Here is a 15,537-nt window from a genome sequence, read left to right as displayed (position 1 = left end):
AACCGGCAGGAAAAACTGGAGAATGCAGACTACTGATATACACTTTTCAGCTTACAAGCACACATTCCAAAACCTCATGGGCTTTACTCCGCGCAACATCGTTGGACTAAAAATAGTCGGTATAGCCCTGCTCTACGCCATGTTGGCCAAACTGGTATTGGCTTTTTTTTCCGACAACGGCAATGTCACGCTGGTTTGGTTTCCCGCCGGCCTGGGGATGGCCACCTTTCTATTGGGCGGTAAGCGCTATTGGCCGGGCGTGTTCATCGGCGCCTTTCTTGCCGGCATGCTGGTCGGCGACTCCTGGCTAATCTCCGCCAGCATCGCTACCGGCAATATCCTGGAATCCTGGCTTGGCGCCTGGCTGCTGCTCGGCAACCCAGGCTTTTCTTTATCGCTACGGCATCCTCGGGATTTTGCCTGGCTGACATTGACAGGCATCATCGCCGCCTGCTTCAGCGCCCTGATCGGCCCCATGACTTTGTTTTTAAGCAAGTATCTGCCTGCCGACGCCCTGCTGCCCAGTATGCTGCACTGGTGGATGGCCGATGTATTGGGAATCGCCTTGGTCACGCCTTTAATTCTGATATGGCGAAACTGGCCGAAAGACTGGTTCGCCCCCAAACGCGCTTTGGAAACGCTGGCATTTATTGCAACAAGTTTTCTGAGCGGCCAAGCCGTGTTTTTAAGCTGGTTCCCCAACCTGCTGAGCGTTTACGGCCAAACCTATTGGGCCTTCCTGTTTGTGGTTTGGGCGGCGGTCAGATTCGGCCGGCACGGCGTGTTGCTTTTGGTGACTATGACCGCCATTCAATCCCTGTGGGGTTTGTTGCATCAGTTGGGCTCATTCGCCACCGCACATCTGCAAAGCGGCCTGTTAAATATCTGGTTTTATTTGTTCATCCTGGCTAGCGTGGGCATACCGCTAGCCCTGACTTTATTCCATCAACAACAAATCAACCAGGCTCTAAAACAAAGCGAAGCCCGCTTGAGTTTTGCATTGGAAACCATCGATACCGGCGCCTGGGACCTGGACTTACAAGATTATTCGGTGCAACGCACAGACATACACGATCAAATCTTCGGCTACAGCCATCTGCTACCGCAATGGACATATCATACTTTTCTCGGCCATGTGGCACCGGAGCATCGCGACATGGTCAATGCCGGTTTCCAGCATGCCCTCACCACGCACAGCAATTGGGATTTCGAATGCCGCATTCGCCGCATCGACGGCGAAATCCGCTGGATTCGCGGCTCCGGTTGTCACCAACTCGGCAATAGCCCGCGCATGACCGGTATTCTGCAAGACATCACCACATACAAATTGGCCGAAGAAGATCGGCAACTAGGCATGTTGTTTTACCAAAATTGCAGCGAAGCGATGATGATCACCGAAGCGGATGCCACTATCGTCTCGATTAACCCGGCATTCAGCCGCATTACCGGTTATTCCGCCGAAGACATAATCGGCAAGAACGCCCGGATTCTGGGTTCTGGCCGGCATGACGATAGTTTTTTCCAAGCCATGTGGCAAATCATCAATACCAAAGGGAAGTGGCAGGGCGAAATCTGGAATAGACGTAAAAACGGCGAACTCTATGTCGAGCAGCTCAACATCAACACCATTTTCGACCGCAACGGTATACCGCTAAAGCGCATCGGCCTGTTTTTCGACATTACCCAGCGCAAGCTCGGTGAAGAACAACTGTGGAAACAGGTTAATTTAGATCCGCTCACCGGTATTGGCAACCGCCGCCTGTTTTACGACAGACTGGAGCAAGACATTAAGAAAGCGCAGCGCGGTGGCTGGTTTTTGGCCTTGCTGGTGGTAGACATCGAGCACTTCAAAGAGATTAACGAGCGCTTCGGTTATGCGCAAGGCGACAGCATTTTGCAGGAAGCCGCGCAACGGGTGCTGGCTAATGTCCGGGAAACCGATTTGGTAGCGCGAATGGATGGTGCGGAATTTGCGATTATCCTCACCGAGCTGGAAAAAATCGACAGCGTGGAGCGCATCGCTAAATTAATTATCGAAAAACTCGCCGAACCGTTTGCGCTGGAACACGACACAGCCCAACTCAATTGTCGTATCGGTATCGCCATCTGCCCTTATGATGCCGACAATACCGAAGCGCTGAAGCAAGCGGCCATGGATGCCGCCAAAAAATCCGCCTCGCAAACGTTCCAATTCGCTAATCCGCCGACCGCGCTTTAGCAACGATCCCGCCGCACCTCAACAAACACGCTGCCGCGGAAACACGCAGCGGAATTTACTGCCTTTACCCAGTTGGCTTTCAATGTCCAGTTTGGCATCGTGCCTGACCAGCACATGCTTGACGATGGCCAAACCCAAACCGGTGCCGGGAATTTTTTGATTGCGTTTAACTTCCGCGCGGTAAAAGCGCTCGGTAATCCTGGGAATATCCACGCTGGCGATCCCGTCTCCAAAGTCTTCCACTTCAAAATAAACGCTGCCGTCGGGCTTAGCCCGCCAACTCACTTTAACCGGCGAACTAGGCTGTGAGTATTTCATGGCATTGACCAACAGATTGCTGAAGGCGCTGCGCAATTCTTCCATATCACCACGCACATTGGCACGGCTATCCAAAACCAGTTCGACCCGGCGTTCATCTCGTTCCAGCAGATCGCTTTCCTGGCAAACCTGCCCGAGCAACTCCGGAATATTGACGCATTCGAATTTTTTGGTTTTGCTTTCCAGACGCGCCAACAGCAGCAAATCATCTATCAATGCCTGCATACGTTCGGTTTGCGCGGCCATGTTTTGAAACGAGCGGGTATAGCGGCTGGAACCGTCATCCAGTTCTTGCAGGGTTTCCAGATAGCCGCGCAGCACAGTGATCGGCGTGCGCAATTCGTGCGAGACATTGGCCACAAAGTCGGTGCGCATCCGTTCGATATTCTTCAAATGGGTCACATCCTGAGCCATCAACAGGCGCAATCCGGCCCCGTAGGGGAAGATACCGATTTGCAAAATCATGTTTTCGTTTATCGGCGACGGAATGCAGATTTTGTTTTGATAATCCTGATCTTTTAAATACTGAATAAATAGCGGATGCCGCACCAGATTAGGAATCCGCTGCCCATTGTCGGACCGTTTCAGTCCCAGAAAATCGTGGGCAACCTTATTGCTCCACTCGATCTCGCCATACGCACCCAACACTACAATCGCATCGGGCAAGGCACTGGTGGACTTGCGAAAACTCTCCAACATCTTGCCGAGCTTTTTCTTGCGGCGTTTCTGACTTTTACGGATTTTATAAAGGTGATAGTAGATATCGCCCCAGATGCCTTTAAAATCAGGGCGTTCACCGACGCCCCCCTGACTGAGCCAACGTTCCAGCTTGTTGATGCTGATGGTCTGCCTGATATAGAGAAATAGCGTAATCGCCAACAAAAAATGACTGAAGTGCCCAACAAAAAAACTCAGCAGTAAAGCCGGTATCAGTAAAGCAATAGCGATATTTATTTCCCGCTGCCAACGCTGCATGAATAATCAGTGCGCCATCGAAAAGCGATAACCGAATCCGCGTACGGTCTGGATCAGTTCCTCTCGACCGTATTCGGCCAGGATTTTGCGCAAGCGGCGAATATGCACATCCACAGTGCGTTCCTCGATATACACGCTACGGCCCCAGACCTGATCCAGCAAATGGGTGCGGCTGTAGACCTTATCGGGATTGGTCATAAAAAATTGCATCAATCTAAACTCGGTAGGACTGACTTCCAGACTGCGGCCGGCGATAGTCAGCTTATGTTGCTCGGCATCCAGGGTCAGGTCGCCGACACTAAGCAGGCCGGATTCCGACAACTTGCCGCTGCGGCGCATCACGGCCTTGATGCGGGCGATGAGTTCTTTCGGCGAAAAAGGCTTGGTCACATAATCGTCGGCACCAATTTCCAAACCGCGAATCTTGTCTTCTTCCTCGCCGCGCGCGGTGAGCAAAATGATAGGCAATTCCTTGTAGCCAGGCTCGTTTTTCAGGCGTCTGGCCAGTTCAACACCGCTAATGCCCGGCAGCATCCAGTCCAGGATAATTAGATCCACCATGTTATCGGCCAGACTCTCCCTTGCCTGCTCGGCGCTACCAACGGCGATCACAGTCAGGTTGGCCTGCTCCAACACCATGACCAGCATCTCCCTGATAGCTTCTTCGTCTTCCACGACCAGGATTTTCAAGTTCGACATAAGCATGTTTAGTCTAAAGGTCCAATGATCCTGTTAAGTTAGCAGCGTCATATTACCATTTTGTGACAGAAAACCGGCCAACCCGGCGGCTATCGACCTTTACCGGCGCCCGGTATGGGCTGCGCCGCCGTTCCGCTATCACCGACCGGTGCGGCAAAAGCATCAGAAATCAAGGCGCCGACGTTACCGCCGCTCAACGCTTCCAAAAACACTACCAGGTCGGCACTTTCCTGCTCGGACAATCCCAGCGGTTTGAGCAAGGGCGATAAATTTTCGTTGGCCGCGCCGCCTTGATTGTAAAACTTCACCACCTCTGCCAAAGTCGGCAAGGACCCGTTATGCATGTAGGGCGCGCTGAGCGCGACGTTACGCAGCGAAGGGGTTTTGTAAGCCCAGCGGTCGGCTGGATTTTGACTGATCTCGTAATAGCCCAGGTCGTTGGCTTTCTCAGTATTCAGTCCTTTCAAATTGTCGCTATTCACATCCACGAACACGCCCGGCGCGACTTGCACCCTTTGCTTTTCCGGAGACTTTTGCATGGACTCGGTATAACCAATGCCGGTGTTGTGGCGCTTTTGATCGGTAAATAAGGCAGACTTGTCGCCAATCGTATGACAAGTGCTGCAAGCGGCTTTGCCGGTAAATAAGGCAAAGCCGCGTTGGGCCGGCTCACTCAGCGCGCCTTTTTGTTTGCCGAAATACCAACGGTCGAACGGCGAATCGGCGGCATTCAGGGTCCGTTGATAACTAGCCAAGGCCTGGCCTATGGTTTCCATCGTCGGCCCTTTGTTGAAGGCTTTTTCAAACAACCCGCGATAATCGGCGCTGGCTTTTAGCTTGTCCACCACATAACCAATCGACGGATTCGCCATTTCATTATGCGCCAGCAGCGGCCCCCATGCCTGTTGCTCCAAACTGTTTTCGCGGCCGTCGTGAAACAGCAATTGCGCATAACCGACGTTATACAAAGACGGGCTGTTACGGCGCACGCTGCGCCCTTCAATCCCCACCGCCGTGGTCATTTCATTATTGCTGAAGCCTTGTTCCGGGATATGGCAGATCGCGCAGGAAAACGTATTGTTCAAGGACAAGCGCCGGTCGAAGAACAGCTTACGGCCCAGCGCTATCTTGGCTGGCGTCAGCGGATTGTCTTTGGGTACCGGCAATGTCGGCAGACCCAGCGGCGGCTGTTGCGCCAAGGCCAGCAAATTAGCCGGCTGACCGCGTCGCTGCGCCAGCGCCAACGAACGGGTTTGGTAATCGGCTTGCTGGTAATTTTGTTTATTGTCGCCGGGTTGAAACAACGCTTCGGGAGCGGTGGCGTGGACCGCAACTTGCGGCTTGGCATCGGCCAGCAAGGTTTTTACATCGTTGATCAGCGTGTCGGCATGCAGGAAATCGACGCTATAAATATTGCGGACGTTTTTGTCCTTATCGATCAAATACACCCGCAGCAAATGCGAAAAGGTGCCGGTGAACTGGCCTTTGTCGTCATAGACTTTTTGCACGTTTTGCTGGTAACCGTCGAGGATGGGCTGCAAAGCAGTTTCGTCGCGCGTGGTCAAAAACTGCCAGTCGAAATCACCGGTTTTAAAGCCATCGCCGTAATGGCGCATCATTTCCGGCGTGTCTTGCGTGGGGTTGAAGCTGAGCGTTAATAATCTAAGTTTGTCAGCCAATTCCGGCTGTTTTTGCAATTGCCGGCTGATTTTGTGCAACACCTGCGTTGCCAACGGGCAGCCGTTGACGTCGCTGCATGCGGCGTAGATGAAGCTGAGCAACACCAGTTTGTCGCCCATCAGCTCGTGGAGGTGCTTGGGTTGGTTGTTGCTGGTTAATACTTCGCCATTGGCGGCTGGATTGATAATCGGCAGGGTGTAGGTGCCGGGTTTTGCGGGTTCGAAAGGTAGGGCGGTGTAGCCGGGGGCTAGAGGTTTATTCTCTTGGGCATTTGCGTGAGTGGTAATTAATAGTATGCCGAATAGTAGTAGGAGTTTCATGTGCTTACCCTGAACAGATCACGCATCGATATTCGATGGCTTGCCCCCTCTCCTGCTGGAGAGGGCAGGGGTGAGGAGATTTAGATTTAGGTGTCGCTATCGCGACGGATTAATTAGAAGTCGGTTCTCGGACCGACAGCCGAGATACTTTCGCTACCAAAAACCATCCTTGGTTTTCGCCCTTCGGGCCAGCCTGTCGGCTGTTCAAATTCGATCCAGACGAATTTGTGCGTCGCCAAAAGAAAGTATCTCGGCAGTCGGGCCGAGACCCGACTTAAAAACATCCTTCGCGACAGCGACACCAACTATTCCCGCCCCGCACTGCCTATAAACTCTCCACCAACCAAATCATTGGTACACATCCTTGCGATGCCCAATTTTTATGACTTGGATGATTAAGCGGCTATCCAAAACCGAATAAACCACTCGGTAATCATTTACTCGAATTCGATAACTATGTTCTGTTCCTACTAACTTTTTGCACCCATTAGGCCGCGGATCGTCGGCAAGCGCTCTAATTTGCGTCACAACCTTTTCGGCAACCGCCTTAGGCAATTGCGACAACTCCTTTTGGGCGCTCCGTTTGATCTCAATGGCATAGATCGTCATAAACCTATTTCTGACAACGCCGTCTCAAATGGAATGCTGGGTTCGTCTTTTCGTTCAGCAATTGCGGCTAAATCAGCCAAGTCTTCCATGAGTTCTTGATAGTCGGCTATTGGCAGAATGACTGCCGTTTTTTCGCCATTCGCATCGGTAATAAACTGAGGTTGAGCATTCATGACTATTCTCCAAGGCACACGACCGTTACATTCCTAGTTCGCATCGTTAGATAATACTGCATACCTCATGGCCTTTATAAACAAAACGTCATAAAGGCCACGGTTGCATTCAACTGAAACGCGTTACAACTAACTTACGGCGCTTTGCCGTACAAAGCATACGCCCCAAACCGCATTTGATGCGCCCTACCCAGCTTCTCTTTATTGAAATCAATCGAGAACTGCTCGGTCAACTTGCTGCCATCCCAGCTATACGCTTTGAAAAATTGCTCGTTATCCGCACCTTTTTTGTCCCAGTTGGCTAATAGCGACGAGGTGTAATACAGGCGTTTGCCGTCCCAGCTTGAGGACACCATATTCACCTGAGCGCCGATTTTTTGTTCGAACACTTGTTTGGGGTGAAATGGATCGCTGATGTCGAAACGGCGGGTTTTGCCGTCCATGAAGGTGTTGACCCACAAGGTTTTGTCGTCACTGGAGATGGAAATGTCCACCGGCAGCGGGATTTTGGCCGGTTCGCCGATGTCCGCGACATCTTTGGCTTGCCATTCGCCTTTGTCGTCTTGATGTATCAACCAGATTTTCGAGGTCAACGCGGTGCTGGTGAAGCAGTAGTTATGATCTTCCGCCCAAGCGCAACGGATTTCTAATGGCGCACCCGGTACGTCGAAGACTTTTTTCGGCTGGCGGCTGTGTAAATCCCATTGCACCACGGTGTTGCCGAAGCGTTTCATCGCTTCCGGATCGGCCAACATTTTGCCGAAGTCCATCATGTAGTTCGACCAGCCGGTAAACGACGAGGTCAGCATCAGGTTTTTGCGCGGCAATACCCGCACGTCGTAGTTATAGCCGTCAGCGTATTTGCCGGATTTGATCGCACCTTCCAGGTTACTGTCGGTCGGCAGCCAGTAGGTGGCGATGTAGTCGCCGGCGTTGCTGTATTCCACAATCGCGGTGCGGCCGCCGTGGTCTTTGTTATTGGACAAACCGGTGATGATCATCCGGCCCGGCAAGGCGTACAAGCTATGTGGACCGACCACGCCGCCGCTCTTGGCCACGAAATCGGTGATGGTTTTGCTGAGCTTAGGTTTGGCCGGATCTGTGGACACGTCGAAGATGAAAATCTTGTTGGTATCCAGACCACCGGCCCACAGAAATTTACGGTCGTCGGTAAAGTCGGAATGGTGAGCTTCGTTGCGGCCACCCACCGACAGGCTGCCGATCACTTTGCCGTATTGTTTGGATTTGGGATTGACGTCAACGGTGACTAGTTTGTCCTGCTCGTCGCCGACGCCTTCCGCGCCTAAAGTCCAGATGTACACAAAATCTTCCTGGCCGGTAATTTTCGCCATGTACGGCGAGGCGCAGGTTTCGTCGGCGCTGGCCGACAGGCTGGCGGTGCCGAGCATCAGCGCGGCGGTAAAGGTGCTTAGTTTGAATGTCATGATTGTTATCCCCGTAAATTATCGTTGTTATCGTTCCCACGCTCCAGCGTGGGAATGCGTGTTGAACCGCTCCTGCGGTTCGGGACGCTAGAGCGTCCCTGACCCGGTTCCAACGCCGGAGCGTGGGAACCATAAGCCATCATCAATCGCCCGTGGTCGGGTCGATGATGGTGGTAATTTGTTCGATGCGATTGGCCGGAAAGCCGCCTTGCTCCGCGTGTTCGCGAATCGCTTGCTCGTTGTCGGCGATATAGATGCAATACACCTTGTCGCCGGTCACATAGCTTTGCAGCCATTGGATGCGCGGCCCCATGTCGCGCAACACACCGCAGGATTTTTGAGAAATGCCTTGCAACTCGGCTTGCGTAAGCTGGCCGGCACCGGGAATATCGCGTTCGATAATGTATTTGGGCATGATGACCTCCTAATAAATGACCGGTCGTCTAATTTGCCGGCGTTAAAAAATGCTGCCGGGTGGGCAGCGGTTATTTCGATTGGTGGCTGGGTTGAGCGAAAGCGAAACCCAGCCAGGCGTCTTCTTAATGCTCGGTTTCATTGCATTCAACCCATCCGACGCACTAAGACGCACTTCAGTAACTTCGGTAAACCTCATGACCACTCATTAATTTGAACTCCGAATTCTTCCAAAGCAGTTTGTTTTGCGTCAAACTCAGTCAAATGCCAAGAATCGCCATAGAGTCCCTGGTTAGTTGTAGAATAACAAAGCAAGTAACCTGATCCGTCGAAATATATATCGATGTCAAACAATTCTAGACGTGTAGATGAAGTATTATCGCTAGTTGTATTAGCTACAGGCCTCCACCCAGTTTTTTGATCTCCAGCAACAAAAACAAGCTTTTGAACACGACAGATGATTTTGGAAATGCTCATAGTTATTTGATCAAATTCCAGCTAACTCAATGTTGCAAAAGATGTATGCTTTTTAGCTAGGCACCCGTAAATGCTAGGTTTCATTCCATTCAACCCATCTTACGCACTAAATTCTTGATTTTTAGAAAAAATATTGTTTACTCCAACTCACCAAGGGCCTGAGGATACAAGAAGTATTTCATAAAAAGCGCTGTCTTAGCTCCGCCATGACTTGTTCGCCATCCAGCAGCAGCGCCGAATTGGCGTCTATTTCCTTGCAACGCTTTTCAATTTCTTGCCGCCACTCCTCGGAAACAGGTAAGTCCTCTTCATAATCTAGGCTTTCGATCAGTATTTCCGCAATATAAGCTCTTGCTTCCGGCTCCAGTTTTAAAGCCTGTTCGGTTATCGTTTGCGCATCCATAAATCACCTCCAATTTCGCGCCAGCATTCGATAAGGCAGAAACTCAATCAAGCCCTAAAATAATCATCCAGCAAATCCCGGCAAACCGCCTGCAAGGGCTCTACCGATTGTTCGACTTTCATTCGCAACAAGGCCCCTTGCCAGCCGTTTAGGATCAAATCCGCCATGCTTTTCGCCGAGCGGTCCAGTCTTACTGAACCTTGTTTTTGTCCGCGCTCCAGGGCAGTTTGTTGTAACGCGCTATACCTGCCGACCGCATCCAATAAGGCATCCCGGCATAAGGGACTGGTATCGCCAATCTCGCCCATCAAGTTTCCCAGCAGGCAACCGCCCTTGAAACCGGTTTGCGCCACCTCGGCTATCAATCCCAAATAGTAAGCCTTCAACGCCGCCAAGCCGTCCGTTTCCGGGTCTTGCAAATGGCCGGATAAACGCACAATAAACGGCTCGATGTAGTGATGAATTGCTTCCGCCGCGAAGCGTTCCTTGCTTTCAAAATAGGCGTAAAACGAGCCCTTGGGTATTTGCACTGTATCCAGGATCTCTTTCAAGCCGGTAGCGTGGTAGCCTTTTTCCAGCAGCAAGCTGACGCCCTGCTCCAGGAGCTTGTCTTTTTTGAGCTGTTTGGGTGCCAATTTCGCCATGGGCTGTATTATGCGACCGGTCGTCTTATTTTGTAAATAAATTTTTTCTAATTTATATAAAACTAGCCGATCTTTGTAGGTCAGGGTGCGCGGCAGCGTTCCCTGACAATTTAAGCTTGTCACGTAACCGCTTTCGCGGCAACGTGACCTACCGAGATGGTTTGTCACGCCGCCACCCAAAACAAGCAAGCGCCAGACCTCAACAAATTAGGGCCTTTCGGCAAGCCAACTAGCGATTTTTCCGCCCTAATATGCTATTTTGGACGCTCTGTTATTTTTCCCTACCCAACCAGCAACATGAGCATAAAATCAGACAAATGGATTCGCCGCATGTCCGAGCAACACGGCATGATAGAGCCGTTTCAGGCCGGGCAAGTCCGTGAATCCGCGCAAGGCCGCATCATTTCTTACGGCACCTCCAGTTACGGCTACGACGTCCGTTGCTCCAACGAATTTAAAATCTTCACCAACATCAATTCCACCATCGTCGATCCCAAAGACTTTGACGAAGGCAGCTTTGTGGATGTGAAATCCGATGTCTGCATTATTCCGCCCAACTCGTTTGCGCTGGCGCGCACCGTGGAGTTTTTCCGGATTCCGCGCGATGTGCTCGTGATCTGTCTGGGGAAATCGACCTACGCGCGCTGCGGCATTATCGTCAATGTCACCCCACTGGAACCGGAATGGGAAGGTCATGTGACGCTGGAATTTTCCAACACCACCCCACTGCCCGCAAAAATCTACGCCAGCGAAGGCGTCGCGCAAATGCTGTTTTTCGGCGGCGACGAAGTCTGCGAAACCTCTTACAAGGATCGCGGCGGCAAATACCAAGGCCAAACCGGAGTTACCTTGCCCAAGGCTTGAGTGCCCAATTCTTTAAACGCCACCTCACAATCCATTAAATACATGATGCCGACCAGTCAAACCGAGACGCTCGACCAGTATTATCAGCAAGTTCAAGACATCATCCTCAAGCGCCAGGACTGGATTAGCGGCTTGCTACCGGCCAGCACCGCCGTCACCACCCACGGCAATTACACCGATGCCTGGGTGCGCGACAATGTCTACAGCATTTTGGCGGCCTGGGGCTTGGGCTTGGCATACCGCAAGGTAGACGGCCAACAAGAACGCACCTATCTACTGGAGCAAAGCGTCGTCAAATTGATGCGCGGCCTGTTAACGGCGATGATGAGGCAAGCGGCGAAAGTCGAAAAATTCAAGCACAGCCAGGACCCGCTGGATGCGCTGCACGCCAAATACAAAACCAATAGCGGTGAAGTGGTGGTGGGCGACAGCGAATGGGGCCATTTGCAACTAGACGCCACCTCCTTGTTCCTGCTGATGCTGGCACAGATGACCGCCTCGGGCTTACGGATTGTGTTCAGCATCGACGAAGTTAATTTCGTGCAAAACCTGGTGCATTACGTCAGTCGGGCTTATCGCACGCCGGACTACGGCATCTGGGAACGCGGCAATAAAATGAATCACGGTCTGGCCGAATTGAACGCCAGTTCGATAGGCATGGCCAAGGCGGCGCTGGAAGCGATGTCCGGCTGTAATCTGTTCGGCAAGGACGGCGGCCAGACTGCGATCATCCATGTGATCAGTGACGACATCGCTCGCACCCGCATTACCCTGGAAGCCCTGCTGCCGCGTGAATCCATCTCCAAAGAAGTCGATTCGGCAGTGCTGAGCGTCACCGGTTTTCCGGCGTTCGCGGTGGACAACAAAGCGCTGCGCGAAAGAACCGAGTCGCTGATCGTCGACAAACTACAAGGCCGCTGCGGCTGCAAGCGCTTCCTGCTGGACGGTCATCAAACCGTGATCGAAGATCATCAGCGCCTGCACTACGAACCCAATGAGTTGAAACAATTCATGGATATCGAATGCGAATGGCCGCTGTTCTTCTGCTATTTATTGCTGAACAAACTGTTTGCCGGCGATACCGACGGCGTCTGCGATTATCGACGCCGCCTGGAAGATCTGCTGGTCGAGCAAAACGGCCAATGGTTGCTGCCGGAGCTTTACATCGTCCCGAACAGTGCTATCGACGCCGAAAAACGCCACCCGCACAGCCAAACCCGCGTCCCTAACGAAAACGTGCCGCTGGTCTGGGCGCAAAGCTTGTATATCCTGGGTGGCTTGCTGCAAGACGGCTTGATCAGCCTGGACGACATCGATCCGCTGGGACGCTACAAGGCCACCCGCCTGTATCCCGATTCCACCTTGCAGATTGCCCTGCTAGCCGAAGACGAACAGGTACAAGACGAGCTGCGCGGCCGCGGCATTCCTTCGCAAACCTTAACCGAGATTGCGCCTATTCAAGTCCGCGATGCCAGCGAATTGGCCGACGCCTACACCCAGGTCGGCCGCAATGACCGCATCGGCCTGAGCGGCAGACCGCTGAGGCAATTACGCACGCTGGCTACCTCCAAACTCTATGTCCTGGCAGGCGAACCCCTATTATTTCTACCGCAGTTCATGAACCAAAAGGGCTTCTACATTGCGATGGACAACCAGTTGCTGATTCAACGCCTGCGCATGGAATTGGCTTACATCAGCCGCCATTGGGACAATCCCGCTCAACCCTTGCTGGTCATCAATATCAAGCACAACATGCTGGGCAATGAAGACCGGCAAGTTTTGCTGGGTTTTATCGACCAACTGCGTGAAGGCAATGTGCAAGGCACGCCGGTAAAACTGGGGCTGTTGACCGATTTTGTGAAAACCTCCAGCCGGGAAAAAATCGGCTATCTGCACGATTTTACTTTTTCCGAAGCCTGCTGGGAGGAAGTGGAACGGCCGTTCGCCAACTTACTGGCCTTCGACGGCCAAGCCCCGCAAGCGCTGGACAGCTTCGTGTTGACGGAATGGGAAATCGGCGACGACGCGCAACTACTCGCGCAATTGCAAAACAATCCCAACCTGCATGCGCAATTGGAAGCACTGGCCTTGCTCTGCCAACGCCACGGCCTTGATCACGATACCGGCTTACGCAATGGCGACGGCTTACCTTGCTTAGTGCGGGATTTACTGGAAGAAGTTTATGTCCGCGCGGGTGACCGCCATGCCTGGTATATCGTAAGGCGTTGCGCCGGCTTAGTGGGTAAGTACGACATCAATCTGGAACAAGCCGCCACGGAAATATTGGTCCGCCAACACGGCTTGACCGTGGGCCGCGCCTACAGCGGCAAGGCTACCTTGCGCAGACCGACCGACTCCTGGCAAATCCTGGATACCATCCGCACCTTTAACCCCAACGACAGCAGCCAGCAGATCATCATCCAGGAATTAATTATCTACTTGGGGATGCTGATCAAGTTAAAGCCGGAACTGTTCGCCGATATGCACACTATTCGAGTCGGCCATATCCTGCAATTGATCATTGCTCGACAAAAACGCCTGACCAGCACCTCGCTGGACCAAGCTTTCAGCGACATTTTGTCGCTGCCACCGCATCAAGTCGCGGAGTTGCTGCAAGAAACGCTGGAAGATTACAACAACAGCGAAAACCAGCTCGGCCAGGTGGAAACCCTTAACTGCGAAGGCCCGCACCGCGATCTGACGGCGGCGCGTTTTCCCGAGTCGATGAATCCGAAAGACCGAGGCGACGCTGACGACTGGTACGCCTGGCGCGAACAGCAAGGCAGCGTCGGCCGCGAGAACGAGGTATTTTTCGCCGGCGTATGGGACTTATTGCATCATTGCAAGGGCCTGATGGTCGGCGAAAAATACAACAGTAAACGCCGGATTGATAGTGAAATCATGCTGGCGCAAATGACCGCCGGCGAGCAGAGCTTTAGGCTGCATATCAACCATATTCTGAACAAAATTCAGGCGCCGGTGTATCGGCAATTGAGCGTGGAAGCGTTGCGTGCGTTGGCGTCCATCGTCCGCGATTATCCCGACCTTTACATCGACGACACCTTGGTCACGGATATTTTAATCGGCCATGCTGTCAGAATCAGCTGGCTACAGCAGCATCCGCAATACCGCGACCATTACGAAGAATGCGTATCGCTGGCTTGGCAGGCGTTTTACCAGTTGCCGCCGCATGCACTGGCCAACGCGATACTCGATGCCTTGATTCACCTGCTCAACAACGCCACCCCAACCTCATGAGGACGCATATGATTCTAGCCGGCGACATCGGCGGAACCAAAACGGTTCTGGCCTTACTCGACAGACAAGCCGACGGCACGCTGAGCTGTTTGCAGGAACAAACCTTTGCCAGCGGCGAATTTCAGACTTTTGAGGAAATTCTGGATCTATTTCTGTGCGACAGCCCAACGGTGACATCGGCCTGTTTCGGCATCGCCGGCCCGGTCGTCAATCAACGCTGCCAAACCACCAACCTGCCGTGGCTACTGGATGGTGAGCAACTCAAAATTCGGCTCGGCACCGAACGGGTGAAATTGTTGAACGACCTGGAAGCGATGGCAATCGGCATGCTGCACTTGCAGGAACAGGACTTTATCGAACTCAATCCCAACGCCGAGCCGCAAACCGGCAATATCGCGGTAATCGCCGCCGGCACCGGTCTCGGCGAAGCGATGCTGCATTGGGACGGCGAAAAATATCATCCGATTGCCACCGAAGGCGGTCATTGCGATTTTGCACCGCAAAACCCGCAACAAGATCAACTGCTGGTTTATTTGCGCAGCCGCTATCCGGACCATGTCAGCTGTGAGCGGGTTTTATCCGGTATCGGCTTCAGCAATATCTACGATTTTCTTGCCGATATGCGCTTCGCCCCGCCCTGTCCCGCTGTACCCGCCGCCACCGAAGCCCGCGGCGTTGATCGCAATGCGCTGATTTCGCGCTTGGGCGTGGACGGCGAAGATCCCTTGTGCCGCGAAACCGTGCGCTTGTTTGCCGAGCTTTACGGCGCGGAGGCCGGCAATCTGGCCTTGAAAGCTTTTGCTACCGGCGGCGTGTTCATAGGCGGCGGCATTGGTCCGAAAATCAGATCGGTGCTGGAATCCGGGGAATTCATGCACGCTTTTGTTACCAAAGGCCGGTTTCAGCCTATGCTCGCCAAATTATCGGTCAAGTTGGCTTTGAATCCGCGCACCCCCTTGCTGGGTGCGATGTATTATTTTGCCGCGCAATAAGCATTTCGTATTGATCGACATAAAATGGGGCAGGCAGCGGCGGAATCG

14 protein-coding genes are annotated in these 15,537 nt (G+C 52.8%); 4 read left to right on the top strand and 10 right to left on the bottom strand.

The annotated features are described in order from the left end of the window. Positions 1 to 22: 22 nt before the first annotated feature. Positions 23 to 2,218, top strand: coding sequence for a sensor domain-containing diguanylate cyclase (locus A1332_RS10500; RefSeq protein WP_082879637.1), 2,196 nt, complete (start codon positions 23 to 25; stop codon positions 2,216 to 2,218). An 18-nt stretch (positions 2,219 to 2,236) separates the two neighbouring features. On the opposite strand, the gene phoR is transcribed toward A1332_RS10500, so the two are convergent. From phoR to A1332_RS10460, 10 genes are all read right to left on the bottom strand, one after another. Beyond that, positions 2,237 to 3,511: a phosphate regulon sensor histidine kinase PhoR gene (phoR, locus tag A1332_RS10495; protein ID WP_064008440.1), complete on the bottom strand. Its 1,275-nt coding sequence runs from the start codon at positions 3,509 to 3,511 to the stop codon at positions 2,237 to 2,239. 6 nt (positions 3,512 to 3,517) lie between these two features. Beyond that, the gene (phoB, locus tag A1332_RS10490; protein ID WP_064008439.1) at positions 3,518 to 4,210 is read right to left on the bottom strand and encodes a phosphate regulon transcriptional regulator PhoB; all 693 of its coding nucleotides are present in this window, start codon (positions 4,208 to 4,210) and stop codon (positions 3,518 to 3,520) included. A gap of 89 nt (positions 4,211 to 4,299) precedes the next feature. Continuing rightward, positions 4,300 to 6,210, bottom strand: coding sequence for a cytochrome c peroxidase (locus tag A1332_RS10485; protein WP_064008438.1), 1,911 nt, complete (start codon positions 6,208 to 6,210; stop codon positions 4,300 to 4,302). Between the two features lie 348 nt (positions 6,211 to 6,558). Beyond that, on the bottom strand, positions 6,559 to 6,819 hold the full coding sequence (locus tag A1332_RS10480; protein WP_064008437.1) for a type II toxin-antitoxin system RelE family toxin: 261 nt from the start codon (positions 6,817 to 6,819) through the stop codon (positions 6,559 to 6,561). Then, positions 6,816 to 6,992: a hypothetical protein gene (locus A1332_RS25285; RefSeq protein WP_020484606.1), complete on the bottom strand. Its 177-nt coding sequence runs from the start codon at positions 6,990 to 6,992 to the stop codon at positions 6,816 to 6,818. The genes A1332_RS10480 and A1332_RS25285 overlap by 4 nt, the downstream gene beginning before the upstream one ends. 134 nt (positions 6,993 to 7,126) lie before the next feature. Further along, on the bottom strand, positions 7,127 to 8,437 hold the full coding sequence (locus A1332_RS10475; RefSeq protein WP_064008436.1) for a selenium-binding protein SBP56-related protein: 1,311 nt from the start codon (positions 8,435 to 8,437) through the stop codon (positions 7,127 to 7,129). A gap of 142 nt (positions 8,438 to 8,579) precedes the next feature. Then, the gene (locus A1332_RS10470) at positions 8,580 to 8,852 is read right to left on the bottom strand and encodes a DUF4242 domain-containing protein (protein ID WP_064008435.1); all 273 of its coding nucleotides are present in this window, start codon (positions 8,850 to 8,852) and stop codon (positions 8,580 to 8,582) included. Between the two features lie 194 nt (positions 8,853 to 9,046). Continuing rightward, positions 9,047 to 9,328 carry a hypothetical protein gene (locus A1332_RS25280; RefSeq protein WP_157203989.1) on the bottom strand — a complete coding sequence of 94 codons (282 nt, stop codon included), beginning with the start codon at positions 9,326 to 9,328 and terminating at the stop codon, positions 9,047 to 9,049. 178 nt (positions 9,329 to 9,506) lie between these two features. Then, positions 9,507 to 9,731: an addiction module protein gene (locus tag A1332_RS10465; protein ID WP_033155872.1), complete on the bottom strand. Its 225-nt coding sequence runs from the start codon at positions 9,729 to 9,731 to the stop codon at positions 9,507 to 9,509. A gap of 47 nt (positions 9,732 to 9,778) precedes the next feature. Then, on the bottom strand, positions 9,779 to 10,375 hold the full coding sequence (locus A1332_RS10460; RefSeq protein ID WP_064008484.1) for a TetR/AcrR family transcriptional regulator: 597 nt from the start codon (positions 10,373 to 10,375) through the stop codon (positions 9,779 to 9,781). 297 nt (positions 10,376 to 10,672) lie between these two features. Here A1332_RS10460 and dcd point away from each other — a divergent pair, with 297 nt between their 5' ends. From dcd to glk, 3 genes are read left to right on the top strand one after another with little or no spacing between them, the layout of a single operon-like run. Next, positions 10,673 to 11,239, top strand: coding sequence for a dCTP deaminase (gene dcd / locus A1332_RS10455; protein ID WP_064008483.1), 567 nt, complete (start codon positions 10,673 to 10,675; stop codon positions 11,237 to 11,239). Next, a complete protein-coding gene (locus A1332_RS10450; RefSeq protein WP_231890266.1) occupies positions 11,240 to 14,497 on the top strand; it encodes a glycoside hydrolase family 15 protein in 3,258 nt (1,085 codons plus the stop codon). A gap of 8 nt (positions 14,498 to 14,505) precedes the next feature. Further along, positions 14,506 to 15,489 carry a glucokinase gene (gene glk, locus A1332_RS10445; protein ID WP_064008434.1) on the top strand — a complete coding sequence of 328 codons (984 nt, stop codon included), beginning with the start codon at positions 14,506 to 14,508 and terminating at the stop codon, positions 15,487 to 15,489. Positions 15,490 to 15,537 lie beyond the last annotated feature (48 nt).

Origin of the sequence: Methylomonas methanica (assembly GCF_001644035.1) — a bacterium.
In the GTDB taxonomy this organism is placed as follows: Bacteria; Pseudomonadota; Gammaproteobacteria; order Methylococcales; family Methylomonadaceae; genus Methylomonas; species Methylomonas methanica_A.
Note: the sequence above shows the minus strand (reverse complement) of the source record. Positions and strands in the feature narration are given on the sequence as shown.

Excerpts from the sequence above, each read along its gene's own strand:
- A1332_RS10500 (WP_082879637.1), top strand. The coding sequence starts at position 23 with ATGCAGACTACTGATATACACTTTTCAGCTTACAAGCACACATTCCAA.
- phoR (WP_064008440.1), bottom strand. The coding sequence starts at position 3,511 with ATGCAGCGTTGGCAGCGGGAAATAAATATCGCTATTGCTTTACTGATA.
- phoB (WP_064008439.1), bottom strand. The coding sequence starts at position 4,210 with ATGTCGAACTTGAAAATCCTGGTCGTGGAAGACGAAGAAGCTATCAGG.
- A1332_RS10485 (WP_064008438.1), bottom strand. The coding sequence starts at position 6,210 with ATGAAACTCCTACTACTATTCGGCATACTATTAATTACCACTCACGCA.
- A1332_RS10480 (WP_064008437.1), bottom strand. The coding sequence starts at position 6,819 with ATGACGATCTATGCCATTGAGATCAAACGGAGCGCCCAAAAGGAGTTG.
- A1332_RS25285 (WP_020484606.1), bottom strand. The coding sequence starts at position 6,992 with ATGAATGCTCAACCTCAGTTTATTACCGATGCGAATGGCGAAAAAACG.
- A1332_RS10475 (WP_064008436.1), bottom strand. The coding sequence starts at position 8,437 with ATGACATTCAAACTAAGCACCTTTACCGCCGCGCTGATGCTCGGCACC.
- A1332_RS10470 (WP_064008435.1), bottom strand. The coding sequence starts at position 8,852 with ATGCCCAAATACATTATCGAACGCGATATTCCCGGTGCCGGCCAGCTT.
- A1332_RS25280 (WP_157203989.1), bottom strand. The coding sequence starts at position 9,328 with ATGAGCATTTCCAAAATCATCTGTCGTGTTCAAAAGCTTGTTTTTGTT.
- A1332_RS10465 (WP_033155872.1), bottom strand. The coding sequence starts at position 9,731 with ATGGATGCGCAAACGATAACCGAACAGGCTTTAAAACTGGAGCCGGAA.
- A1332_RS10460 (WP_064008484.1), bottom strand. The coding sequence starts at position 10,375 with ATGGCGAAATTGGCACCCAAACAGCTCAAAAAAGACAAGCTCCTGGAG.
- dcd (WP_064008483.1), top strand. The coding sequence starts at position 10,673 with ATGAGCATAAAATCAGACAAATGGATTCGCCGCATGTCCGAGCAACAC.
- glk (WP_064008434.1), top strand. The coding sequence starts at position 14,506 with ATGATTCTAGCCGGCGACATCGGCGGAACCAAAACGGTTCTGGCCTTA.